The organism is Puniceibacterium sediminis, assembly GCF_900188035.1.
Taxonomy (GTDB): domain Bacteria; phylum Pseudomonadota; class Alphaproteobacteria; order Rhodobacterales; family Rhodobacteraceae; genus Puniceibacterium; species Puniceibacterium sediminis.
Genome location: NZ_FZNN01000015.1, coordinates 96,885 through 119,829, shown reverse-complemented (window position 1 = coordinate 119,829; position 22,945 = coordinate 96,885). Strand labels below are relative to the sequence as shown.

Below are 22,945 nucleotides of genomic sequence, written 5' to 3'. Positions count from 1 at the left end.
CGGTAGCGGGCGGGAGGTGGCTTGCTCATAAAGACCCTCTAACCGCATAGATTCACGTTGTGAATCGTCCATAGTCAGAGTTGTGCAACAATGCCCATCCATACCATCGACATTATCGGATCGCGTTTCAGGACTGTGCACAGGAACTGTGGCCTTGCAGCATATTGACCATAGGTGCATGAACGACCCGCGACCCGGCAAGCGCCCGGAAAGAAGGGAACGAGATGAAAGACTGGAAGACTTCGGCAAGAAACCTGTATGACGGCGCCTTTCGCCCCATGTTTATTGACGGCAAGTGGTGCGAAGCTCAATCCGGTGAGCTGATCGAGGCGCGTAATCCGGCCGATGGGACCTTGTTGGCTACCGTACCACGGGGTTCCGATACGGATATAGGCGCGGCTGTCGCAGCGGCTCGCAAGGCATTTGTAGGCCCTTGGTCCAAATTCACACCCTTCGAGCGCCAGGCGCTCTTGCTTCGGATTGCAGACAGATTTGAGGCCGAGTGGGAGACACTCTGCTTATCCGATACGCTGGACATGGGCATGCCGATCCAGCGGACTCTGGCCAATAGCCGCAGGGTTCTGGGCATGTTGAGGTTCTACGCCGGGCAGGCCGTGACGATCCATGGCCAGACGATCCAGAACTCCTTTCCCGGCGAAATTTATTCGTCGACTGTCCGTGAACCCGTGGGCGTGGTCGGTGCCATCATTCCCTGGAACGCCCCGATCGCGGGGTCGGTGTGGAAAATAGCTCCGGCAATCGCAACTGGGTGCACGGTGGTGTTGAAACCATCCGAGGAAGCGTCTCTTACCGTGTTGATGATAGCACGGATCATGCAGGACGCAGGACTGCCCGATGGTGTGCTCAACGTCGTCACCGGCCTTGGCGCCGAGGCCGGTGCAGCACTTGCCGCGCATCCCGACGTGGACAAGATTGTGTTCACTGGTTCTACAGCAACCGGACAGGCCATCGCACGTGCAGCGACCGGAAATCTAAAGCGGGTCTCGCTCGAACTGGGTGGGAAGTCGCCTGTCATCGTCTGCAAGGATGCTGACATCGAAAAGGCAGTGCCGGTCGCGGCGATGGCAGTATTCGCCAATTCCGGGCAAATCTGTATCGCTGGTTCCCGTCTGTTTGTCGCACGCGAAATCCACGACGAATTCGTGCAGCGGGTGGCTGAATACGCGGCGGGCCTCAAAATTGGCCACGGGATCGATACTGCCACCGACATTGGTCCGATCATTTCGGCTCGTCAGGCCGAGCGGATTGCCGGTTATCTGGACGTTGGAGCGCGCGAAGGTGCCGAGGTTCTGACCGGCGGTGGCAAGGCAGATGGCCCAGATCTGAAAGGGGGCCATTTCATTCAGCCCACAGTGTTTGGCAGAGTCACTGACGAGATGACAATTGCCCGCGAAGAGATCTTCGGTCCGGTGATCTCCGCTCTGCCATTCGATTCGATCGACGAAGTGGTCGAACGGGCCAACGCGACAGCATACGGTCTGGCGGCTGGCGTGTTCTCGACCCATCTGGGCACGGCGCACAAGCTCGCCCATCGGCTCAAGGCAGGTTCCGTGTGGGTTAATATGTATCACGCCATCGACCCGGCGGTGCCGTTTGGCGGGGTCAAGATGTCAGGTTACGGACGCGAAGGCGGGACCGAGCACATGGACGAATACCTGGACACCAAGGCAATCTGGATCAACACCGACTGACCAGGGTAGAGGGCAGCGGTGGCGGGCAGGCAAATCCGGACCGGTCTGCTGCCACAGTCAAGCGGCAAATGAAGCGCCTTGCTCCGTCCAAGGCAGCGAAATCAAGGAGAGCGCAATGCACGTCGGAATCATCGGCATCGGACTCATGGGGCATGGCATCGCCCGAAACGTCCTGTCGCGTGGTGGCTTTCCACTCAGCTTTTTGGATCATCCGGGCAATCAGCCGGTGGACGAGATCACGGCTCGTGGAGCGCAGGGCTGCGCAACCTCGGCTGCTGTTGCCGCGGCCTCTGACGTTGTGATCCTGTGTGTGACCGGGTCGCCGCAAGTCGAGGCGATTGTTACCGGTACGGATGGGCTGACCTCCGGCCTGAAACCGGGCAGTGTGGTTGTCGATTGCTCGACGGCTCTGCCCGAGTCGACGCTGCGCATGGGCGAGATCGTCAAGGCTATGGGCTGTGACTATATCGACGCGCCGATGACCCGCACGGCCAGACATGCACATGACGGCAAGCTTAACGTCCTCGTCGGTGGAGAGGCCGCCACCCTCGAAAAGGTTCGCCCAGTGCTAGCATCTTTTACCGAGAGCGTGGCCCATGTCGGTCCGCTGGGTCATGGCCACCGCCTCAAGCTGCTGCACAACTATGTTTCCGTGGGTTTCATGACATTGCTGGCCGAAGCCGCCGCTCAGTCGGCGGACGCGGGCGTAGATCCGCAGGTCTTTGTGGATGTCCTGGCAGGTGGCGGTGGAGCCAGCGTCGCGCTGGACAGGCTTGCGCCATATATCGTCGAAGGAAACCGCGAGGGTCTGCCTTTCGCAGTCGCCAATGCCCAGAAGGACATAGACTATTACCGGTCCATGTCCGACGCCGCCGGTGCACGCACGTCAATCGCCGATGGCGTGTCCGGAGCAATTTCCGCGGCCGTTGATGCGGGGTATGGTCAGGCCTACCTGCCGGAACTGGTCAAACTTTTCCGCAAGGACGTAAGCTAGGTCAGGGAGCGGGATACCTGAACCCCGCTTGAAGCGGGGTTGCCACCCAAATTCGGCTTCTGTAGCACTAGCGGACACTTAAGGGAGGAACACCATGACAATCGATTTCCGTGTGCTGGCTGCGGCCGGCGCCTTTGCAGCGGCTGGCTTTCCAGCCTTTGCACAGACTGACATCAAGATCGGCTATGCACTTGCGCCCGATAGCCATTATGGCGTCGCCGCCAGCAAATTCGAAGAAGTCCTGAAGGCCGAGACCGGGGACCAGTTCAACGTCGTCCACTTCCCGTCCTCGGGTCTGGGTGGTGAACGCGAAGTCATCGAAGGGCTTCAAATTGGTACGGTCGAGGCGACCATCGTGTCTTCCGGAACCCTGGCAAACTTTGTGTCGGAAACGGGTGTTTTCGACATCCCCTTCCTGTTTCGCGATCTTGATCACGCGCGCGCCGTGCTCGACGGACCGATCGGTCAGGACATTCTGGCCAAGTTCGATAACGTTGGCCTGCACGGGCTGGCCTGGGGCGAGCAGGGATTTCGTCACATCACCAACAACCGCAACGCGATCCACACGCCCGCCGACGTTGAGGGCCTGAAGATTCGGACGATGGAAAATCCTGTGCACCTTGCCGCCTTCAATGCTATGGGCGCAGCACCGACCCCGATGGCCTGGCCCGAAGTCATCTCTTCGCTGCAGCAAGGCGTGATCGACGGTCAGGAAAATCCGCTGTCGGTGATCGTCTCGGTCAAGCTTAACGAGGTGCAGAAATATCTGACCCTGTCGGGCCATGTCTATTCGCCAGCGATGCTGCTGGTATCCAAACCATTCTGGGAAGGTCTGGATGACACGCAGAAAGCAGCGTTCGAAAAGGCCGCCAAGGAAGCCGTGGTCGCAATGCGCGCCTACGTGGACAATGTCGAAAAGACCGGCGTCGAGACGCTGAAAGAGCGCGGCATGGAGGTCAACGCCCTGTCCGCGGACGAAAAGGCCGAATTCCAGAGTTCGATCCAGTCCGCCTATGAAGGGTACTACGAGACCTACGGCAAGGACTTTGTCGACTCGATCGTGAACTTCAAGTGAACTTATACCGCCGGCGCCCCATAGGCGCCGGCCCTCTTTCACAGGTTGTCCCTTGAAACGGCTCGAAAAAATATTTGTCGCGGCGAATAGTTGGACGCTTATCCTGATGCTGTCGGCAATGACGCTGATCGTCGGTGCGAACATCACGTTGCGCTATCTGACCGCACATTCACTGCCATGGGCTGACGAAGCCGCGCGCTATCTTATGATCTGGATGACGTTCAGTGGCGCGGGCCTCGTCCTACGCTCGGGCGGACACGTTGCCATCACAAATCTTCAGGACGCGCTGCCTGATCTTGGGCAAAGGTTGATCCGTGGGGCCATCGTCGTCGGCCTGCTGATCTTCTTTTGCTTCATGGTCTATGTTGGCATTCAGTATGCCCAGCGGATGCAATATCAGGTGACTCCCGCGCTGCGCCTTTCGTTCATTTATGTCTACGCTGCCATGCCCGTCGGCTTTGGTCTGCTGGTTCTACACCTGCTGCTGATCGCAAAACCGTTTCTGATGGCAGGCACCTACAAGCGCTCCAATGGCGCGGATGCCGACGCTCTGCCCGGAGGCGCCAATGGCTGAAATCCTCTTTCCGACCTTGTTTGTCCTGTTGGCGCTTGGCTTGCCTGTCGCATTTGCCATGGCAATTTCCGTCTTTGCCGCGCTCAGCTTCGGATCAAGCTATCCCAATCTGGTCGTGGTAAAGGAGATGTTCTCGGGTCTCGACAGCTTCCCCCTCCTCGCAGTGCCCTTCTTCATTCTGGCCGCAGAAATCATGACCGGCGGAGCCGTAACGCTGGCCATGCTGCGTTTGGCACAGTCCCTTGTCGGTCACCTCAAAGGCGGCCTGGGGCATGCCAACGTCGTCAGTTCGGCAATGTTCGCGGGAATTTCGGGCAGCGCACTCGCTGATGCGGCCGGTCCCGGCACAATGATGATCCGGATGATGGAAAAAGGCGGATACGACCGCGCCTATGCCGGGGCGCTGACAATCGCGAGTTCCATTGTCGGACCGATCATCCCGCCCTCAATCACCATGATCATCTACGCCATGCAGGATCAGGAGGTTTCGGTCGGTTCGCTTTTCATGGCCGGCGTCCTGCCGGGCGTCTTGATCACCGTCGTGGTGCTGCTGGCCAATGCACGGGTCAGTCGCAAGCGCGGTTATGCAAGCGGCGACCCAATGCCGCCCCTCGCGGCAATCGGGCGCATCGCGATCCATGCCTTTCCAGCGCTTCTGCTGATAGTACTGATCGTGGGGGGGATCCGTTTCGGCGTCTTCACCCCGACCGAAGCCTCTGTCATCGCAGTCTTTTATGCTTTGTTCGTTGGCATGTTCATCTACCGTTCACTGCGGATAAAGGACCTGCCAGTGATCATCTTGCGCGCGGCCCTGACCTCTAGCGCTGTTCTTCTGATCCTTGGTGCAGCCCGCGCCTTTGCCTGGATCCTGATCATCGAAAACATTCCACAGTCACTGGCCCAAGCGATAATTTCTCTGGATCTGTCACCCATCGTCTTTCTGTTGGCTGTGAACGTACTTCTGTTGATCTTCGGCCTGTTCATGGACCCTTTGCCCGGCGTGATGATCCTTGTTCCGATCCTTGCGCCGATCAGTCTGGCGCTTGGCATCGACCCCAATCATTTTGCCATCGTGGTCATAGTGAACCTGACGATTGGCCTCGCGACGCCACCAGTGGGCAGTCTCATTTTCGTCGTATCCTCAACTACGAACTTAAAACCCTCTGCCATAATCAAGGAAATGCCGCCGTTCTTTCTGGCTCTCGCCACCGCGTTGCTGTTGATCACCTTTGTGCCTGCCCTGTCCACCTGGCTTCCGAAAGCCAGCGGATTTTAAAGGGGTGAGTTCCCCTCTGTGAAATTGGCCGCCGGAGCTGTCGCGTTAACAATGCCGCGAGGGTTGATGCGGTGATTCCAGCACAGTTTTGTGCATACGTAAACTTTAACAATCAACAACAAGCGTTTATGTTTCCGTACCAAATCCCGGGTCATCAGTGCGGATGATCCCCAATTTCTCGGATGCAGGACACCCCACTTCTAGCCCCCAGCCACTGCCACGCTTTTATTTGCAGCTGGCCAATCTCACTGCGGTTTTTCAGGATGAAATCGGCCCAGGCTTCCGAAAGTAGGTTTTCACTACTGGCGATGTTGTTTGTCGTGCGTTGTCCCCAAGCAACCGGCGACTGCCAGCTAACCTGCCCCCAGTTTTGGTTTTGCTCCCAAAGAGTTGCCGACCCAACGGCAAAGCTTCTATACGGTACTGACAAGCGAACAATGTGGCCAATGCACAATAGGCGAGGGAAAATTTATGCGGATTGCGGTACTGGACGACTGGGCGGGAGTCGCTGAAAAGACGGCTGACTGGGCGCAGTTGGATGGAAATGTTACCTTTTTCAAAGATCCGATAAAGGCTGACAGGCTGGTCGAGACGCTGAAGCCGTTTCAGGTTGTCTGCGTCATGCGAGAGCGCACACCTTTCCCGGCTGCGCTGATTGAGGCCCTGCCCAATCTGAAACTGATCGTCACCACCGGGCCGCGCAATGCGTCCATCGACCTCGCCGCCGCGCAGGCGCGGGGCGTGCTCGTCTCGGCGACCCAATCCCGCAAGACCACGACATCAGAACTGACGCTGGCGATGATGCTACACCAGACACGTCGGATCGGGGCCGAAACGGCGCAGCTGAGTGCTGGCGGATTTCAAGGCGTGCCCGGACGGGATCTGGCGGATTTGCGTATCGGATTGGTTGGTCTGGGGAATGTTGGCCGTCAGGTAGCGACTCTGTCGCATGCCTTTTGCGCCGAGGTGGCGGCCTGGTCGCCCAATCTGACCGAAGGCCGGGCTGCGGAAGCAGGCGTATCCTTTGCACCGACATTGGAGGCGCTGGCCGCGCAGGTGGATGTCTTGTCAATCCACATGGTCCTGTCAGAGCGCAGTTCAGGGATTGTGGATGCTTCGGCCCTGCAGGCGCTGCCAAAGGGTGCGCTGGTCATAAACACCTCGCGCGCCGGGCTGCTGGATCGGGACGCGCTGTTTGCATGGATGGACAGAGACCCTTCGGCACTGGCTGCCATTGATGTGTTTGAGGTAGAGCCGCTTCCGCCCAACGATCCGTGGCGTCAGTCCAAGACGAGGTTCGGGGATCGGCTTATGCTGACTCCGCATCTGGGCTATGTCACACAGGCCACCTGGCGCGTGTTCTATGAACAGACTGTCGAGGCTGTTGCAGCCTTTCAAAAAGGCTGTCCGATCCGCACGCTTTAGGTTGGGAAGCGGTGCGGATCTACCCATTAGGCAATGGCGCTGGATTCAGCCAAGTTGCACCAGTAATTCCCGCGACGGCTGACCAGTGACCAACAGGCCCCTGCTGGCCTGATAGGCCCGGATCGCCTCTTCGCTCTTGGGGCCTATCACGCCGTCCGATCCCCCCGTATCAAAGCCGAGCGCGGTCAGCCGTTGTTGCAGTCTTTGACGGTCCTCGATGGTCAGCCCAAAACGGTCGGGCGGAAAGCGCGCGGTCAGCAGTGGGGCCCCAGCGATGCGGTCCGACAGATACCCGATACCGATGCCGTAATTTTCGGAATTGTTATAGCGCAGGATGATGTCAAAGTTGCGAAAGGCTAGAAAGGCCGGACCCGCGACACCCGAGGGCAGCAGCAAGGCAGCAGGGCCATGATCCGGTACCGGGCCGCCAGTGACCGCACGGATCCCAAGTGCGTTCCATTCGCCAACCGAACGGCGCTTGCCGCGACCGGCCAGTGATGCGTCGAACGCCGTGGGCAGGCGTACTTCCTGCCCCCAAGGCATACCATGCCGCCACCCCGACGCCGACAGATAGGCGGCGGTCGAGGCCAGCCCATCGGTCGGATCATCAGACCAGATGTCGCGCCGTCCGTCGCCATGAAAATCTACGGCATAGGCCTCGAATGTGGTGGGGATGAACTGGGTATGGCCCATTGCACCCGCCCAGCTGCCGACCAGCCTGTCGGCGGATACATCCCCATTTTGCAGGATCTTCAGCGCCGCGATGAGCTGTTTTTCAAAGAACACGCCCCGCCGTCCGTCATAGGCGAGGGTCGAAGTGGCGGAAATCACGGAGATGTCCCCGCGCCGCGCGCCATAGTTGCTCTCCATCCCCCAAACCGCTGCAGTGATGCGGGCGGGGACGCCGTATCTGCCCTCAATCTCGTTCAGTAAACTGCCGTATTCTGACAGCGCCGAACGACCGGCCGCCACTTTGTCAGGCGATGCGACGATGGCCAGGTAGTCTTCGAGCGAGCGGGAAAATTCCGTTTGGTTGCGATCACGCTCGACTACGCCTGGCAGATAGCCCGCCTTGCGAAAGGCTGCGCCAAGTGTTGAGTCAGATATTCCCTGAGCCTTGGCGCGGCTCCGAAACGCGGCAACCCAAGCGTCGTATGCCGCATTCGGCTGCGGGCGCAGGCCCGGATCCGGCGCACTGACACCTATCGCGCCGCCACTTCCCATACCGCCGCCCACGCCGCAGCCCGAAAGAAGGGCAGCTGCGCCCGCCAGTGTTATCCAACGTCGTGTAATCTGCATAGCGTCGCGCCCCGATCCAGTTTTTGCCTGTTTTGCGGACAGAGTGTGCGTTCCGGCACTCAGCTACAAGGGGGTGTCGTTCCCCAGTCTTTTTTTGGCAAACAACAGCCAGAGCCAAAGGCCGCGCGATCTTGACATGCACGGCGTTTGACCATGCATATTGCGCGAAGGAGACCGGATATGTTCGCCAGTGATCTGCCAGAAACCACGCCGGGCCGGATGGACGCGCGCAAGCAACTGCGGCTTCACCGTCGGGATGAGAAACCTATCCGCGCCGCCGCATCCACAATCGGCCTGCAAGGGGCTGATTTTATTTGGCAATCCGCCGTTCTGCACGTCGAACAGATCGGGCGGCGCATATCTCTGTCAGTACTGCCCGCAGAGGCGTTTGAGGCGTTCCGCGCGGCCCTTGATGTGCCGGGCCGGGTTCTTCCCGGGCCTGCGGCGACTGCCGCGGCCTGGAACGGGCTGTTCAAGGATATGGGTTGAAGGAGTGCCGGAACGTCTCCCTCTGGCCATTGCGAATTTCGACACGGCGCTTCACAACTGCAGCGCCTTTTCCTGTGGCTTTGGTCCGATTGGCACCTTTTTGAAATCATCGCTGAGCGATAGCACCAAGGCTGGAATAGTTGTGGCCTACATGGCGACGGCTGGTGACCACCGGTCTGTCATTGGCTTTACATTCTGGGGGCGCCCACCATACGCGCTGACCTGCGCCTATAGCCATGGCAACGGACCCCATCCCCGATGTACTGGTCATCTACATCCGCGCCGTTGGTGCGGCAGGACCAGCAGGATCGTGGCCTCGGAACGGCCTTGTTGCTGGACGCCCTGCGCCCCTGTCTGGGAATCTCCGGACAGATAAAGTGCTCCGCCATCGTGCTGAACCTGCTGAGAGACGCCGTGGTTGAGCGCCGCTGGCGATTTTATACAGATCTGGGGTTCCAGAGCCTGAACGATCCCGAAAACCCGACCCGGGTCTTCATTCCGTTGGCTGACCTGCCCACCACTTTCGGCTAGGGGCAGGTGCCGCCGGAACGCGTTCAATTCAGAGCGTCTGCACGGCATTCGGATCGCATGGTTCAAAATGTCAGCAACAGGCGCGACCGCAACCAAAGTATTTCCGGACAGATTCCAGCCAGTCCTTCACACCCGGTGAATAGGAGGTTTAACATGTTCCCAAGTCTGGATTTTCTTGCTGACGGAATAGGAATATCAACGACATGACCGCGCCCACACCCAACATGCCCTTCACCTGCAAGAAACATCCGGCCTCAGGCTCTGGCGGGGTGGTGGTGACCAACCACCCGCTGGGATCGGCCGCCGGCCACGAGATGCTGGCGGCGGGTGGTAACGCAGTCGACGCGGGTGTGGCGGCGCTGCTGGCGCTGACTGTGGTCGAACCCATGATGGTGGGCATTGCCGGTGGCGGCGTATCCCATCTGCGATTGGCTGACGGGCGCCACGTGGTGTTCGATTGCCTGTCGCAGGCTTCGGGTTCCGCGCGGCCAGATATGTTCCAGCCAGTGTCGGACAGCCTGCCCGAATACATGGAAACGGTGGGCCGCCGCAATCTTGTTGGCCCATCGTCCGTCGCGGTGCCGGGCAACCTGGCCGGATGGTGCGCAATGCATGCCCAGCACGGGCGACTGCCGTTTTCTGACGTGATCTCGCCCGCGATCCGTCTGGCAGCGGGAGGCTTTCGCGTTTCAAATTATCTGAACGGGAATATCCTTCGCAATGCCGAGGATCTTGCAGCAGACCCCGAGATTTCGCGCATCTTTCTGCCGGACGGGTCGCCCGCGCCAGTTGGGCATCACCTGACGATGCCGGAATATGCGCAAAGTCTGAAACTGATCCGCGACGAAGGTGCCAAGGCGCTGCACGGCGGAGCGCTGGGGCGGGCGCTGGTTGACCGCCTGAATACCGGTGGCGACGATGCGGGGTCAGTGACGCTGGCCGATCTGGCCGGATATGTCCCGCGCGAACGCGAGGCGATCTTTTCGACCTATCGCGGCTATGAAATCGCCGGTCCCCCGCCACCCGCATCGTCGGGCGTGCATGTGGCGCAGATGCTGAACATCCTCGAAGGGTACGATCTGGCGGCGATGGAATTTGATTCCGCTGAGCGCCTGCACCTGCTGATGGAGGTGATCCGCATCGGGTTCGAAGACCGCCGCGCAGCCTCGGGGGATCCGGATTTTGTCGATATCCCGGTCGGGCGGTTCACATCCAAGGATTATGCCCGCAATTGTCGGGCGCGGCTGCGTGATGTCGGCGGGGCGGCGGCTGTGCCCCCGGGATACGAAAGCAACAACACAACACATATCACCGTCGCGGACCGCGACGGGATGATCCTGTCGGCCACCCATACGATCAACGGGCTATTCGGGGCGCGGTTCATGGTGCCGGGCACCGGGATCATCCCCAACAACTACATGTATAATTTCGATCCGCACCCGGGCAAGGCGCTGTCGGTCGCGCCGGGCAAGCGGGTGCCAACCTCGATGGCGCCGATGATTGTGCTGAAGGAGGGGAAACCGGCCTTTGCACTTGGTCTGCCGGGGGCGCTGAGGATTTTCCCGTCGGCAATGCAGGCGATCGTCAACCTGATCGACCACGGTATGACGCCCCAACAGGCGGTCGAGGCCCCGCGCGTCTGGACCGAAGGTAGCCATGTCGAGGTCGAGCCATGCTTTGCGCACCACGTGGAGGCCCTGCAGGCAAAGGGGCACGATGTGCGCGTGGTGCCACATATCGGCGGCGGCATGAATGCCATCGCCTTTGGTCCAAACGGCGAGATGACTGGCGCCGCCTGCTGGCGTGCTGATGGCACAGTGTCGGCACTGGGTGGGGGGCTGGCGGCAGAGGGTGTGGCGTTTCACATCTAAGCCCACCTTGGTCAAAGTGAGGCTAGGATGATACGCAAGACGCCCCCGTCATAGGGGAGAAAGGCGATCCGGCCCAAAGTCAGGGCCGGACGCAGCGCCGCGTCAATACCCCCGGACGGCGTCGGCCAGATCGGCGCAGCTGCCGGTGCCTTCGAACGTCTTGAGGTTTCCTGCGATGATCCGCCCGCCGGTGCCCGCGTCGATCTGGGACGCGACATGTGGTGTCACGGTGATGGCCGGGTGCCCCCAAAAGGCGTGATCGGCGGGCAAGGGTTCGACATGAAAGACATCCAGCGTGGCCTGTTTGATCGTGCCATTCTCCAGCGCGGCAATCAGGTCATCGTCCACAAGGTGCCCACCCCGGGCACAATTGATGATGCAGGCACCAGGGGCGAGTTTGCCAAACAGGTCGGCGTTCAGGATTCCGCTTGTCTGATCGGTCATCGGCAGCAGGTTTACAAGGATCTCGCAACCCGAAAGGAAGCCGTCGAACTGTTCCGGCCCGGCAAAGGTTTCAACCCCGTCAATGGATTTCGCGGATTTCGACCAGCCGCGGGTGGCAAAACCCAGATCGGCCAGGGAGCGCGCCGCCGCCGCGCCAAGATTGCCAAGTCCCATGACGCCAACGGCGCGCTTGGGTGCCACGGGCACCACGATGGCATGCCAGTCACGTTCGGCCTGCGCGCGCAGCTGACGCGGCATGTCGCGGTGATGACGCAGCACATGTAGCGCCACGTATTCGCGCATACGTTGCGTCAGGTCATCGCCCACGGTGCGGATGATCGGCACACCCGCGGGCAGCTTTTCATCGACCAGAACGTGGTCAATCCCCGCACCGATGGACACGATAGCCTTGAGATTGGCAAACTTAGCCAGATCGCCGGTGCGCGGACGCCAGACAACGGCATAGGTCACCGCTTCGGGGTCGGTGACATCATCCATCGCGGCGATGGTCCAGCCGGGCAGGTGGGATTGCAGCATATCAACCCAAAACTGGGTCTTGTCCTGCACGGGAAGATAAACAGCGACAGTCATTGGGGTTCCTTCAGGATTGGGGAGGTCTGGGAAATGGTGCGGCAGGGCTACGGCGTCTACCCTCGCTCTGATGCCTCGGGAGCAAGACACTGCAGCAGCGCGGTTGATAGGCATCCCGGTGACCGAGGTCATCGCCCCGCTGTGCGTGGCCTGCAAGCATGTCAACCGCGCCCATAAAAGCAGGTCGGCCCGGGACTGGTGTGCCACGCATCTGACCTACAGTTCCTTTTTCCGAGGATGTCTGAGGCCGCCTCAGACATCCAGTTTGGCCTGCACCATGGCACTGGCGCCAGACATGGTGCCCAGATGGGTGCCATCGGTGATCTTGGCCTCGTTGACAAGGCCGCGGGCGGTCTTGATCTCGGCCTGTTCGATGACTTCGTCCAGATCATCGGGCGCGATGAACAACACGCCGGATTCGTCCGCCAGCACCGCATAACCCGGGAGCACAGCCGCACCGCCGATGCAGACCGGCACGTTAAACCCGCCGCCGGAATCGTAAAGCCGTGTGGTGACGGGCGACGCGCCGCGCGACCACATGGGAAAATCCTGTTCGATGATCTCGGCGGTGTCGGTGTGGGGGCCGTCGACGCAGCCGCCCTCAAGGCCGATCATCGCCGCCATTCGGGTTACGCCGCCACCCCAGCAGGCGTATTTGGTATCGCCCAGCCGGTCCACGGCCAGGAAGTAGCCCGGCCCGCACTGGCTCAGACAATGGTGGAGCAGGGTGGAATCAAGGCCCGGAATGGCTAGGGTCGCGACGGTGGCGGCGATGACCTTGCCCTGCAGAACCGGCTGGATCGCGGGGGTGGCAAAGCCGAAGTGGTAGAAATGACCAATGGTCGCGGTTTCCAGCTTTGCCAGCCGGTCAAGTTTGTCCTGCGGGATTGGTGCAGGCATCGGGCTCATTTTGTAGACGAGGTTTGACATGGTAGTCCCTTATTGTTTTCCGAGGATGAGATCGGGCAGAAAGGTCACGGTAAGCGGCACATAGGTCAGCAGGATCAGCACCGCGAACAGCGGCAGCAGCATTGGCAGCACCGCCAGCGTCACCTTTTCAAAGCGCACCCGCCCGACTTCGGCGACGATATAAAGGCCGATGCCCATCGGCGGCGTGGCAATGCCGATCAGCAGGCCCAGTTGGATGATGATGCCGAAATGCACCCGGTCGATGCCATAGGCGTCGATCAGTGGCAGCAGGGTGGGCACCAGGATCAGCTTGGCCGGGACGCCTTCGACGACGCAGCCGACAAGGATGATGAACACCAGCAGCAGCGCCAGAAAGGTGTTCTTGTCCTCGGTCAGGGCGAAGGTCCAATCAGCCAGTTTTTGCGGCGTTTGGTCGATGGCCAGAAGCCAGCCCATGGCGATGGAGAACGCGATGATGATCATGATGACCGATGTCATCATCGCGGTGTCGCTGAGGGCCGCGAAGAAGCTTTTCACCGTCAGTTCGCGGTACCAGATGCCCAGGAATATGCAGTAGAGGCAGGCAAGAACACCTGCCTCGGTCGCGGTCACGACGCCGAACATGATCGAGCCAAGGATGATGGCGGGCGCCATGAGGGCGGCAAAGCCGTGGCGTGCGGTGCCTGCAACCTCCCGCACTGTGGCGCGGCGCTGGGTCGGAAAATCCTCAAAGCTGGCGCGGATGCGGACATAAAGCATTAGGGCGAGCCCGACGAGTATTCCCGGAATGAGACCGGCAAGGAACATGCGTTCGATGGATTGCTGCGCCAGAAAGGCATAGATCACCAGCCCGATTGATGGCGGGATAAGCGGCCCGATGACGGAAGAAGCCACAGTGATCGCGGCGGCAAAGTCCGGTTTGTACCCGCTTTCGCGCATCGCCTTGATCTCGATCGCGCCAAGGCCCGCGCAGTCGGCGACGGCCGCACCCGAGATGCCGGCAAAGATCATCGACGACAACACGTTGACCTGCGCCAACCCACCCTTCAGGTGCCCCACCAGCGCATTGGCAAAGGCAAAGATCCGGTGCGTCACGCCAGTCACGTTCATCAGGTTTCCGGCCATGATGAAAAATGGCACGGCGGTCAGCGACGCTTTGTTCACGCCCTCAAGCATCTGCTGCGGGATGATCTGCAGCGCGTTCGAGAAATCCGAGGTCAGAAATGTCAGAACGGTTGCGGTGCCTATGGCAATCGCGATGGGCACCCGCAGCAGGATCAGCGCGATGAAGGTGCCAAAAAGTATCCATGCCACGTGTCAGATCTCCGGATAGTCGTCGGTGACGTTTTCGGGCATGCCAGATGCCATCTTGGCAAGATCAAGCAAGGCCGCGAGCGCGACGAGAAAGGTTGAGATGAACAGAGGAATAGACAGCGCGATGCGGGGCAACTCCAGCCCTGCAGGCAAGATGGCACCGTCAAAGACCCCGCGCGAAGTGGCAAGCACCGCTGGCAGTTGCCAAAGCAGCACACCAGTCACCAGCAGAGCCGCCGCATCCGCCAGCAACCGAGTGAAGGCCATGCCTATCGGGCCCATCAGGCCTGCGATGAAATCGACGCGCACATCCTTGAGCCGGGCGTAAAGCGCGAAAAAGCCAAAGAAAGACAGCCAGATGAAAAACACCATCGTCCAAGGCCACATCCAGTAGGGCGCAAGGCCCATCGGGCGCAGGATAAAGGTGGCGGCGGTCAGGCCCAGCATGATCAGAAGACATATGTTGGAGAGCCAGAGGAACACGCCCCCCAGCGACCAGTTCAGCCGGTCCGCCCGGTTGAGGGCCCGCTGTAGCGGACCCTCTGGCGTGTATTCGTAGGGCGTCATTTCGCGGGCGACCGCGCGGTTTCGATGGCCTCCATGAATCCTTCGGGGAGCTCACCGGACTCGGCCATCGCAGCGTAATACTCCTGCATCTTTGCGACCAGTGGCCCGGTGTCGATTACCGTGTAGGTGGCACCGGCGGCTTCCATGCGCGCGATGCTTTCGTCGGCAACTGCGAACATCACTTCCTTGGAATAATCACCCGCCTCGGCATAGGCCTTCATCAACCCGGCACGGGTATCTTCAGGAAGATCCGCGAGCGCCTGCTCGTTGACCATGAAGCCGACGGACTGCCAGTATTCATCATGGCGTGCGATATAGGGCGCGACCTCATTAAAGCGCATGGATTCGACCAGCGCGATGGGCGAGTTCACAGCCTGCACGATGCCCTTGGAAATGCCCTGATAGACTTCGGTCCAGGGCAGGGTGACGACTTCGGCCCCCAGTGTATCCCATGTTTCGATGGCGACCTTGTTTTCGTGCATCCGCAGCTTGATACCCTCCATGTCCGCTGCGGAATTGACCGGCACATTTGACACCATGACACGGAACGGCCCGCGCAGGATCAGGGTCGGATCACCCAAGGGGCGCACGCCCGATTGCGCTGCAGCATTGTCGAACCAGCCGCTGACGGTGTCGGACACCATGAAACGTTGCCAGTGGTCGTAGTCGTCAAAGGCAAAGGCCGCCGCAACCCACGCCAGCGCCGGTTCCCACTTTTTCAGATAGCCAAAACCTTCGGCGTAGATCTGCACGATATTGGCCTGAAGCTGCTCCAGAACGGCGTCTTCCTTGCCCAACTGCTCGTTCGGGTAGACGTCAATCTTGAGCTCGCCACCGGTGTATTCCTCGGTCAGGTCGGCGAATTTTTCGAATACTTTCCCTTCGGGGCTGTCTACCGGCATCTTGGTCGCCATGCGCCAGGTGGTTTCCGCCTGCGCGCCGCCACCAAGGGCAAGCGCGATGGCCGTGCCAAGGGTCAGGGATTTCATAAATGTCATTGTCAGTACTCCTTGTCGGTTGGGTTTCGCCGGTTTGTCCGGCTTTGGTTATGGATTCAGTCGTGCAGTCCCCTGGCGACGTGGTCGCGCACCAGCCCGGCCCCGATGGCGGCCAGACGGGCGGTCAGGGCGGACCCGGTTTCAGCTGAACACAGGGTCGGATCGCAGCCGTATGCGCCGGTTTCGGTGGCCTCCAACGCCTCGATCGGGACCTGAATCTTGGCGCCGTCATAGCTGATCGTGGAAAAGCCCGAGATGGTGAGACCCTTGATCGCGCTGCCAGTGGGCGACGGCCGCACAAGGTCGGGGCGCAGCAGGTCGGGATAGAAATGCAGGCCCACCGATGTCAGCGGATCCCCCCCGTGACCCGAGGACTTTGCAGCCTTGTCAGCGCCGATCAGGGCGGGAAGTTCGCCGTAAGCCACCTGCCAGAGGTACATAGAGGGGACGAACAGCCCGGCCTTTTGCCGCCAGCGCAGCGCCACTTCGGTGATGGCGGGCACGTTGCCGCCGTGGCCGTTCACGATCATCAGCTTGCGGATGCCGTGACGGTGCAGGCAGCCGAACATGTCGTCCAGAATGCCGCAAAGCGTGGCATGGCTGATCGAGATGCCGCCGTGGCTCGATTCAAAGTAGTCCTTGCCGCCAAAGGGGATCACCGGGGCAACAAAGGTGGCCACGCCATCCGCCCGGGCGGCTTTGGCGATCTCCATCGCCATGAGATCGGCGGCAAGGTAGTCGCCCATCGGGGCATGAATACCCTGATCTTCGAGCGAGCCCATGGGCAGCAGCACGACGGCCTTGTCATCAAGATGCTCGCGCGCCTCTTGCGAGGTGAGTTCGGCCATTCGGATCTTGTCAATCATGTGCTCTGTTCCGTTTTGGTTGTGGTCTGACTGGTGTCATGGGACGATCTGGGGGACGGTCTGTCCAATTCAAACGCCTTGTCGGGCGATCGAGAAAGCTTTGCACAGGCTGGCGGCAGATCATGGCGCCCCCGCCATTTCGGGCCGTGGGGCGCCGGTGGTGCCAAACCGCGACAGCCGGAACGGCGCGGGGTCGACCAGCGGCGCGGCACCGGTGGCGATCTCGGCGGCCAGCTGTCCCGCCCCGGGTCCGATGCCGAAACCGTGGCCGGAAAAGCCGGTGGCGATGACCAACCCGGAAAGCTGTTGTGCCGCGTCGATGATCGGCACCCCGTCCGGCGTCACGTCAATGATGCCGCCCCAGCTTTGCGCGACCTGAGCGTCCGCAAAGGCGGGAAAGGCGCGCTGAACATCGCGTAGCGCCTTCTTCAGCGCGGCGGGCTGTGGTTCGGGGTCCAGCACGCGGCAGGTTTCAAACGGGGTAACAGCGTCCTCGGACCAGCGGCGCGGCGTGACCAAACCGTCCCAGGCACCACGGTCTAGGATCAGGCCCAATTCAGCGCGGTTCTTGCGCAGGCCGGGCAGAAACTTCGGCATGAGGCGAAACGCATCCGGCGTGATCTGAACTGCGGCGCGACCCCGACGGGCGATGGTATATCCACCGTCAAGGCGCGGGCGCAGGCCGAACCGTCCGGTCCCGATCGCCGCGTCCGGCCCGCCGGAGACGGGCGTGGTGCGCAGGACGGAACTGCGCACGCGCAGCTGTGGCAGGTCGATCCCGAGGTTGCCCGCAAACAGCCGCGACCATGCGCCAGCGGCCAAAATCACAGCACTGCATGCGATGCGGCCGCGTTCCGTCACTACACCAGAAACCCGCCCGGCGGATGTTTCCAGACTGCGCACGGCGCAGCCGGTCACGATCGCTGCACCATTCTCACGCGCGGCCTTGGCGATGGCGGGGGCGGCAAGGGCCGGTTCGGCGCGCCCGTCGTCTTCGCTCAGCAGGGCGGATTGTGCGGGAAGGGTCGAGCCGGGCAGCCGCGCGACCAGCTGCGCCGGGTTTAGCTGCGTCACGGCAAGGCCGAAGGTGTCAGCATCGCGCGCAACCGTGTCGAGCCAGGCCAGTTCGTGGCGCGTGCTGGCGGTGTAGACGACCCGGGCGCGGCAAAATCCCGTCTCGTGCCCGGTGCGGCGGGTGAGGTCCGCCCATATCCGCAGGCTTTGAATCCCCAGTGGATATTCGGCAGGAATCCGGCCCATGCGCCGCACCCATCCCCAGTTGCGCCCAGATTGTTCGCCCGCGATGCGCCCCTTTTCGATCAGCGCGACCCGGTGCCCCTGTTCTGCGGCCCAGAGGGCGGCCGAACATCCGACGATGCCGCCGCCGATCACCACGATATCCACCTGCTTAGGTAGCGTGGCATCGCCTGTAACGGGTGTGACAAAAGGGCGGATCATAGCCCGGGCTCGTAACGCCAGTTGACCACCAGTTCCGAAACGCTGGCCGAATTCGGCAGCATCACCACCTCGGCAACGATGTGCGCGAGGTCTTCGGGTTTGGTGATATCCTGACGTGGCAAATCGTGGCGCAGTGTCATGTCCGTTGCGACAAAACTGGGGCAAATGGCGCAGGCACGTACCCCGTTGTCCCATCCGGCGCGGCGCGCAGCATGGGACAAAGCAACGGCGGCATGTTTGGTCATCTGGTAACCGGCGTTCAGGCCAAGCACCCGCTTGCCCGACAGCGATGCGATCACGATGACCCGTCCGCGCCCGCTCTGGCACAGGGCGGGCAGGACCGCGCGAGTCAGCCGGAACGGCGCCTTGACGTTGATCGTCAGTAGCGCGTCGAGCATTTCTTCCATTTCGTCGTCGTCCTGTGGCGTCTCAGGCATCAGTTCCAACGGGCCGCCGATGCCAGCGTTGTTCACCAGCGCGTCGATGCGGCCAAAGCGTGCCAGAGTGGCATCTGCAAACGCCCGCGCGGCCTTTGGATCGGACGCGTCATAGGGCACAACAAGTGGATCCAGCGCGGCCAGATCCTGTGGCAGGGATGCCGGGTCACGCAGTCCGAGGGAAAGCCGGTAGCCTTTGCCGCCAAGCTCCCGCGCAATGGCAGCGCCTATCCCCCTGTTGGCGCCGGTAATCATCGCAACGGGACATTCATCGTTCATGGCAGGACTTCCACTTTGGCAGTGTGCTCGGGCTTGATACAGGCGGCGCGCCAGCCCGGGCCTATTTCACGGAACGCGGGCACGTCGCGGCCGCAAGCGTCTTCGGCGATGGGACAGCGGGTGCGAAACGGGCAACCCGAGGGCGGATTGGCGGGGCTTGGCAGCTCTCCGGGCAGGATGCGGTCCGCAGCGTCATCCGCGCGCGGGTGTAGCGACGGCGTCGCAGCAAGCAGGGCGCGGGTATAGGGATGCGCCGGGGTACCAAAGACCTTTTCCGCAGGGCCCTCTTCAACAATGCGGCCAAGGTACATGACAGCGATGCGGGTGCAGAGGTGGCGCACGACGTGCAGGTCGTGGCTGATAAACAGCATGGTTAGGTTCAGATCCCGGCGCAGGTCCATCAGCAGGTTCACCACCTGCGCCTGAATCGACACATCCAGCGCCGAAACGGGCTCATCCGCAACAATGAAATCCGGGCGGGTGGCAAGGGCGCGGGCGGCGGCGATCCGCTGCCGTTGTCCGCCCGAAAATTCATGCGGTCGGCGCTGTGCGGCGGTGGAGGGCAGCCCGACCTGTTCGATCAGCCGCGTCACTTCGGCCTGCATTTCGGAGGGGGGCACGATGTCGTGTGTCTTCAGCCCGTCAGCGATCTGTGCGCCCACCGTGCGGCGCGGATCGAGTGAGCCAAACGGGTCCTGAAACACCATCTGCATCCGGCGCGCCAGCCTGCGTCGTTCTGCGCCGTGGTAGCCAGAAAGGTCGCGCCCGTCAAAGGTGACCGTACCGGTGGTCGGCGGCTCAAGTCCCAGCATCATCCGCCCGAGGGTGGATTTCCCGCAGCCGGATTCACCGACGATGCCGAGGGTTTCACCCTTGGCCAGACTCAGCGAAACATCGCGCACCGCCCAGACATCGCGCCAGCGCCCGAACAGGCCCTGACGGGTCGCAAAGTTGCGGCCAAGATTGCTGGCGTCGATCAGTGGCGTTGGCGGGGCGTCGAACATCAGGTGACCTCTTTCCAGCGGATGCAGCGGGTCCGACGTTCCGGCGCGGGGGCAATCACCGGCGGCGGGGCGGCGTCGCATTCGGGCCGGGCGTGGGCGCAGCGCGGTGCAAAACGGCAGCCCGGTGGCATGGCGTTCGGTGCGGGCACGGTGCCGGGGATGGCGACCAGCCGTTCCGCCCCCCCTTCGGGGACCGAGGCGATGAGTGCGGCGGTATAGGGATGGCGGGGCTGGGCAAAGACCTGCGCAACGGGGCCATCCTCGACCACCTCACCGGCGTACATGACGGTCACGCGGTCGGCAATTTCGGACACGAGGGCGAGGTCATGAGTGACAAAGATCAGGCCCATCTCGGGCGTGTCATCCTTGAGCGTCCGGAACAGCTGAAGGATCTGTGCCTGAATGGTGGGGTCAAGTGCAGTGGTCGGCTCGTCCGCGATCAGGAGGCGGGGGCTGTTGGCAATCGCCACGGCGATCATCGCGCGCTGGCGCTGGCCGCCGGATAGTTCATGTGGGTAGGCGCGGGCGCGGGCCTTGGGATCGGGAATGCCGACATGGCGCAGCAGTTCGATCACGGCGGTGTCGAGTTCGAAGTCACTGGGGTTACGGTGGGCGCGGATCGCCTCGGCCACTTGGTACCCGATGCGCAGAACGGGGTTGAGCGCGGCCGCGGCATCCTGAAACACCATCGAAATCTCACTCCCGCGCAGGGTGCGAAAGCCCTGTTCGTCAAGCTGGCAGAGGTCGATCGGCACGCCGTCGCGCGGCATATAGGTGGCCGTGCCGCCGGTGACAGACAGGCTGTCAGGCAGCAGGCCGGTCAAGGCAAGGCTGGTCAGTGTCTTGCCCGACCCGGATTCCCCGACCAGCGCCACCGTTTCGCCGGGCTGCACGGAAATGCTGACATTATGGACAAGGTCCATCGGTTGGCGGCCAGCATTGACCGCGATGGCAAGGTCGCGGATTTCCAGCAGCGGGGCCTGCGTCTGGTCGGGCGGGGTGGTGGTGCGGGGTGTCGGCGCGGCACGTCTGCGGGGATTGCGCAGCCATAGTGCGCCGCCCGCAGTGGTAGCGCGCGGGTCCAGCACCGATTGCAGCCGGTCACACAGCAGGTTGAAGGTCAGGATCGTGCCCGCCAGCGCCAGCGACGGCCAGACCAGCAGCAGCGGGGCAAGCTCCATCGCGCTTCGGGCAGCGCGGATCATCAGACCCCAGGACGGGGTCGGCGGCACAACCCCAAGGCCCAGAAAGCTGAGCCCGCTTTCGATCACCATGGCCGAGGCGATGACCAGCGACATCTGCACCAGAAGTGGAGGCATGACATTGGGCAGGATGGTGCGCCACAGGATGCGTATCGGATGGGTGCCCATCGCCCGCTGCGCTGTCACGAAATCCAGGCCCTGCACCTGCAGCGTCGCGGCATAGATCACCCGGGCGTAGTTCGGCGTATAAAGGATGGTCAGCGCCAGGATCAGCGGCCGTGTTCCGGCACCAAGGATGGTCACCACCAGCAACGCCAGCAGCAGCGGCGGCAGGCAGAGGATGATCTCGGCAGCGCGCACCGTGACAATCTCGACCACACCACGGAAATACCCGCCCAGCAGGCCAAGGGTGGTGCCTATGACGGCGGCGGCCAGCGCCGATCCGATGGCGATGAACAGCGATGCCCGCCCGCCCCAGATCAGCCGGGCCAGCACGTCGCGGCCAAATTCGTCCTGACCCAGCCAATGCTGGGCCGACGGCGGCGCAAAGCGGTGCGGGATGTCCATGCCGCGCACATCGGCCAGCGGCAGGACAGGGGCCAGCAGCACCAGCATCACGATGATCGCCACGGCAGTTCCGGGTACGATCAGCTGTCGTAGGGCGCGGTTCATGACCGGGCCAGCGCGATGCGCGGGTCGAGCGCGGCGTTGACCACATCCACCAGCAGGTTGAGAAAGACGAAGAGGATCGAGATCGTCATGACAATGCCCACCACTTCGGGATAATCGCGCGCATCTACCGCCGAGACGAGGTAACCAGACAGCCCCGGCCAGTTGAACACGAATTCCACCAGCACCGTGCCGCCGATCAGGGTGCCCATCTCAAGCCCGAGCACGGTCAGCACCGGGATCAGCGCGTTGCGCACGACATGGCGGCGCAGGATCTGGCGGTGGCTGAGGCCCTTGGCGCGCGCGGTGCGTACGTGGTCGCGCTGCAGCACTTCGAGGACGGTGGCGCGGCTCATCCGGGTGATGACGGCCCAGAGGCCAAGCGCGACGGTCCCGGCGGGCAGCATCAGCAGTTTGAGATGCTGTACAGGGTCCACAGATATCGCAACAAAGCCACCAGCGGGCAATATGCGCAACTGCTGCGCAAAGATCAGGATGACGACCGATCCGACAACAAAGACCGGCGTCGACAGCGCCGCCGAGGACAACAGCGAAATCGCGGAATCCCATTTGCCACCGGCGCGGATGGCGGCAAAGGTACCCAGCGGAACCCCGAGGGTGGTCGCGATGATCGCAGCGGTCAGGATGACTTCGAGAGTGCGGGGCAGTCGCTGTGCAATTTGCCCCACGACCGGCGCGCCGTCACGAAACGACGCGCCAAGATCGCCGGTCAGAACGCCGGCCAGATGCGACAGATACTGCTGCCAGAGCGGTTCGTTCAGCCCCATTTTTGTCCGCAGTGCCGCCACCGCGGCAGGATCTGCGGCGATCGATCCCTGGCTCAGCAACAGCTCGGCCGGGTCACCCGGAATGAGATGCAGCAGCAGGAACACGATCGTCACCACGACCCAGACCAGGAACAGGGCCATGAGGCTCCGGTAGGCGATGTATCTGACCATCT

The 22,945-nt window shown here is 61.8% G+C and carries 21 protein-coding genes; 9 read left to right on the top strand and 12 right to left on the bottom strand.

Going from position 1 to position 22,945, the window contains the following annotated elements:
- Positions 1 to 224: 224 nt before the first annotated feature.
- From CHB75_RS15830 to CHB75_RS15805, 6 genes are all read left to right on the top strand, one after another.
- Positions 225 to 1,712, top strand: a complete 1,488-nt coding sequence (locus tag CHB75_RS15830) for an aldehyde dehydrogenase family protein (RefSeq protein WP_089272220.1) — start codon at positions 225 to 227, stop codon at positions 1,710 to 1,712.
- A 115-nt stretch (positions 1,713 to 1,827) separates the two neighbouring features.
- Complete coding sequence (locus CHB75_RS15825; RefSeq protein WP_089272218.1) at positions 1,828 to 2,706, top strand: NAD(P)-dependent oxidoreductase; 879 nt, start codon at positions 1,828 to 1,830, stop codon at positions 2,704 to 2,706.
- 94 nt (positions 2,707 to 2,800) lie between these two features.
- Complete coding sequence (locus tag CHB75_RS15820; protein WP_089272216.1) at positions 2,801 to 3,781, top strand: TRAP transporter substrate-binding protein; 981 nt, start codon at positions 2,801 to 2,803, stop codon at positions 3,779 to 3,781.
- A gap of 52 nt (positions 3,782 to 3,833) precedes the next feature.
- Positions 3,834 to 4,355 (top strand): TRAP transporter small permease, encoded by a 522-nt coding sequence (locus tag CHB75_RS15815; RefSeq protein WP_089272214.1) that lies wholly within the window; start codon positions 3,834 to 3,836, stop codon positions 4,353 to 4,355.
- The gene (locus tag CHB75_RS15810) at positions 4,348 to 5,631 is read left to right on the top strand and encodes a TRAP transporter large permease (RefSeq protein WP_089272212.1); all 1,284 of its coding nucleotides are present in this window, start codon (positions 4,348 to 4,350) and stop codon (positions 5,629 to 5,631) included. Before CHB75_RS15815 ends, CHB75_RS15810 begins: the two co-directional genes overlap by 8 nt.
- Before the next feature lie 471 nt (positions 5,632 to 6,102).
- Positions 6,103 to 7,056 (top strand): D-2-hydroxyacid dehydrogenase family protein, encoded by a 954-nt coding sequence (locus CHB75_RS15805; RefSeq protein ID WP_089272210.1) that lies wholly within the window; start codon positions 6,103 to 6,105, stop codon positions 7,054 to 7,056.
- 45 nt (positions 7,057 to 7,101) lie between these two features.
- Here the strand turns inward: CHB75_RS15805 and CHB75_RS15800 are convergent, their stop codons facing one another.
- A complete protein-coding gene (locus CHB75_RS15800) occupies positions 7,102 to 8,355 on the bottom strand; it encodes a lytic murein transglycosylase (RefSeq protein ID WP_089272208.1) in 1,254 nt (417 codons plus the stop codon).
- A 180-nt stretch (positions 8,356 to 8,535) separates the two neighbouring features.
- Between CHB75_RS15800 and CHB75_RS15795 the strand changes: the two genes are divergently transcribed.
- The 3 genes from CHB75_RS15795 to ggt all read left to right on the top strand — a co-directional run bounded on the left by CHB75_RS15795 (position 8,536) and on the right by ggt (position 11,246).
- A complete protein-coding gene (locus CHB75_RS15795) occupies positions 8,536 to 8,844 on the top strand; it encodes a hypothetical protein (RefSeq protein ID WP_089272206.1) in 309 nt (102 codons plus the stop codon).
- A gap of 258 nt (positions 8,845 to 9,102) precedes the next feature.
- Positions 9,103 to 9,375: a hypothetical protein gene (locus tag CHB75_RS15790; protein WP_089272204.1), complete on the top strand. Its 273-nt coding sequence runs from the start codon at positions 9,103 to 9,105 to the stop codon at positions 9,373 to 9,375.
- A 203-nt stretch (positions 9,376 to 9,578) separates the two neighbouring features.
- On the top strand, positions 9,579 to 11,246 hold the full coding sequence (ggt, locus tag CHB75_RS15785; RefSeq protein ID WP_089272202.1) for a gamma-glutamyltransferase: 1,668 nt from the start codon (positions 9,579 to 9,581) through the stop codon (positions 11,244 to 11,246).
- 102 nt (positions 11,247 to 11,348) lie between these two features.
- Here the strand turns inward: ggt and CHB75_RS15780 are convergent, their stop codons facing one another.
- The 11 genes from CHB75_RS15780 to CHB75_RS15730 form a co-directional block, all read right to left on the bottom strand.
- Positions 11,349 to 12,281: a 2-hydroxyacid dehydrogenase gene (locus CHB75_RS15780; protein WP_089272200.1), complete on the bottom strand. Its 933-nt coding sequence runs from the start codon at positions 12,279 to 12,281 to the stop codon at positions 11,349 to 11,351.
- A gap of 252 nt (positions 12,282 to 12,533) precedes the next feature.
- Positions 12,534 to 13,211 (bottom strand): RraA family protein, encoded by a 678-nt coding sequence (locus tag CHB75_RS15775; protein WP_089272198.1) that lies wholly within the window; start codon positions 13,209 to 13,211, stop codon positions 12,534 to 12,536.
- 9 nt (positions 13,212 to 13,220) lie between these two features.
- Positions 13,221 to 14,504 (bottom strand): TRAP transporter large permease, encoded by a 1,284-nt coding sequence (locus CHB75_RS15770; RefSeq protein ID WP_089272196.1) that lies wholly within the window; start codon positions 14,502 to 14,504, stop codon positions 13,221 to 13,223.
- Positions 14,505 to 14,507: 3 nt separating this feature from the next.
- On the bottom strand, positions 14,508 to 15,071 hold the full coding sequence (locus CHB75_RS15765) for a TRAP transporter small permease subunit (RefSeq protein ID WP_089272194.1): 564 nt from the start codon (positions 15,069 to 15,071) through the stop codon (positions 14,508 to 14,510).
- Positions 15,068 to 16,069, bottom strand: coding sequence for a TRAP transporter substrate-binding protein (locus CHB75_RS15760; RefSeq protein WP_089272192.1), 1,002 nt, complete (start codon positions 16,067 to 16,069; stop codon positions 15,068 to 15,070). The genes CHB75_RS15765 and CHB75_RS15760 overlap by 4 nt, the downstream gene beginning before the upstream one ends.
- Before the next feature lie 56 nt (positions 16,070 to 16,125).
- A complete protein-coding gene (locus tag CHB75_RS15755; RefSeq protein ID WP_089272191.1) occupies positions 16,126 to 16,935 on the bottom strand; it encodes a creatininase family protein in 810 nt (269 codons plus the stop codon).
- 120 nt (positions 16,936 to 17,055) lie between these two features.
- Positions 17,056 to 18,393, bottom strand: coding sequence for an NAD(P)/FAD-dependent oxidoreductase (locus tag CHB75_RS15750; RefSeq protein ID WP_089272189.1), 1,338 nt, complete (start codon positions 18,391 to 18,393; stop codon positions 17,056 to 17,058).
- Positions 18,390 to 19,109 (bottom strand): SDR family NAD(P)-dependent oxidoreductase, encoded by a 720-nt coding sequence (locus tag CHB75_RS15745; protein ID WP_089272187.1) that lies wholly within the window; start codon positions 19,107 to 19,109, stop codon positions 18,390 to 18,392. Before CHB75_RS15745 ends, CHB75_RS15750 begins: the two co-directional genes overlap by 4 nt.
- Positions 19,106 to 20,113 (bottom strand): ABC transporter ATP-binding protein, encoded by a 1,008-nt coding sequence (locus tag CHB75_RS15740; protein ID WP_089272185.1) that lies wholly within the window; start codon positions 20,111 to 20,113, stop codon positions 19,106 to 19,108. Before CHB75_RS15740 ends, CHB75_RS15745 begins: the two co-directional genes overlap by 4 nt.
- Entirely contained in the window at positions 20,113 to 21,987 is a 1,875-nt protein-coding gene (locus tag CHB75_RS15735) for a dipeptide/oligopeptide/nickel ABC transporter permease/ATP-binding protein (protein WP_089272183.1), read from the bottom strand. Before CHB75_RS15735 ends, CHB75_RS15740 begins: the two co-directional genes overlap by 1 nt.
- Positions 21,984 to 22,943, bottom strand: coding sequence for an ABC transporter permease (locus CHB75_RS15730; protein ID WP_089272181.1), 960 nt, complete (start codon positions 22,941 to 22,943; stop codon positions 21,984 to 21,986). Before CHB75_RS15730 ends, CHB75_RS15735 begins: the two co-directional genes overlap by 4 nt.
- Positions 22,944 to 22,945: the final 2 nt, after the last annotated feature.

What these genes read in the sequence shown, in the direction of transcription:
- CHB75_RS15800 (WP_089272208.1), bottom strand. Translation starts at nt 8,355, where the DNA reads ATGCAGATTACACGACGTTGGATAACACTGGCGGGCGCAGCTGCCCTT.
- CHB75_RS15780 (WP_089272200.1), bottom strand. Translation starts at nt 12,281, where the DNA reads ATGACTGTCGCTGTTTATCTTCCCGTGCAGGACAAGACCCAGTTTTGG.
- CHB75_RS15820 (WP_089272216.1), top strand. Translation starts at nt 2,801, where the DNA reads ATGACAATCGATTTCCGTGTGCTGGCTGCGGCCGGCGCCTTTGCAGCG.
- CHB75_RS15775 (WP_089272198.1), bottom strand. Translation starts at nt 13,211, where the DNA reads ATGTCAAACCTCGTCTACAAAATGAGCCCGATGCCTGCACCAATCCCG.
- CHB75_RS15805 (WP_089272210.1), top strand. Translation starts at nt 6,103, where the DNA reads ATGCGGATTGCGGTACTGGACGACTGGGCGGGAGTCGCTGAAAAGACG.
- CHB75_RS15735 (WP_089272183.1), bottom strand. Translation starts at nt 21,987, where the DNA reads ATGAACCGCGCCCTACGACAGCTGATCGTACCCGGAACTGCCGTGGCG.
- CHB75_RS15745 (WP_089272187.1), bottom strand. Translation starts at nt 19,109, where the DNA reads ATGAACGATGAATGTCCCGTTGCGATGATTACCGGCGCCAACAGGGGG.
- CHB75_RS15810 (WP_089272212.1), top strand. Translation starts at nt 4,348, where the DNA reads ATGGCTGAAATCCTCTTTCCGACCTTGTTTGTCCTGTTGGCGCTTGGC.
- CHB75_RS15750 (WP_089272189.1), bottom strand. Translation starts at nt 18,393, where the DNA reads ATGATCCGCCCTTTTGTCACACCCGTTACAGGCGATGCCACGCTACCT.
- CHB75_RS15790 (WP_089272204.1), top strand. Translation starts at nt 9,103, where the DNA reads ATGTACTGGTCATCTACATCCGCGCCGTTGGTGCGGCAGGACCAGCAG.
- CHB75_RS15730 (WP_089272181.1), bottom strand. Translation starts at nt 22,943, where the DNA reads ATGGTCAGATACATCGCCTACCGGAGCCTCATGGCCCTGTTCCTGGTC.
- CHB75_RS15740 (WP_089272185.1), bottom strand. Translation starts at nt 20,113, where the DNA reads ATGTTCGACGCCCCGCCAACGCCACTGATCGACGCCAGCAATCTTGGC.
- CHB75_RS15795 (WP_089272206.1), top strand. Translation starts at nt 8,536, where the DNA reads ATGTTCGCCAGTGATCTGCCAGAAACCACGCCGGGCCGGATGGACGCG.
- CHB75_RS15825 (WP_089272218.1), top strand. Translation starts at nt 1,828, where the DNA reads ATGCACGTCGGAATCATCGGCATCGGACTCATGGGGCATGGCATCGCC.
- CHB75_RS15760 (WP_089272192.1), bottom strand. Translation starts at nt 16,069, where the DNA reads ATGACATTTATGAAATCCCTGACCCTTGGCACGGCCATCGCGCTTGCC.
- ggt (WP_089272202.1), top strand. Translation starts at nt 9,579, where the DNA reads ATGACCGCGCCCACACCCAACATGCCCTTCACCTGCAAGAAACATCCG.
- CHB75_RS15830 (WP_089272220.1), top strand. Translation starts at nt 225, where the DNA reads ATGAAAGACTGGAAGACTTCGGCAAGAAACCTGTATGACGGCGCCTTT.
- CHB75_RS15755 (WP_089272191.1), bottom strand. Translation starts at nt 16,935, where the DNA reads ATGATTGACAAGATCCGAATGGCCGAACTCACCTCGCAAGAGGCGCGC.
- CHB75_RS15765 (WP_089272194.1), bottom strand. Translation starts at nt 15,071, where the DNA reads ATGACGCCCTACGAATACACGCCAGAGGGTCCGCTACAGCGGGCCCTC.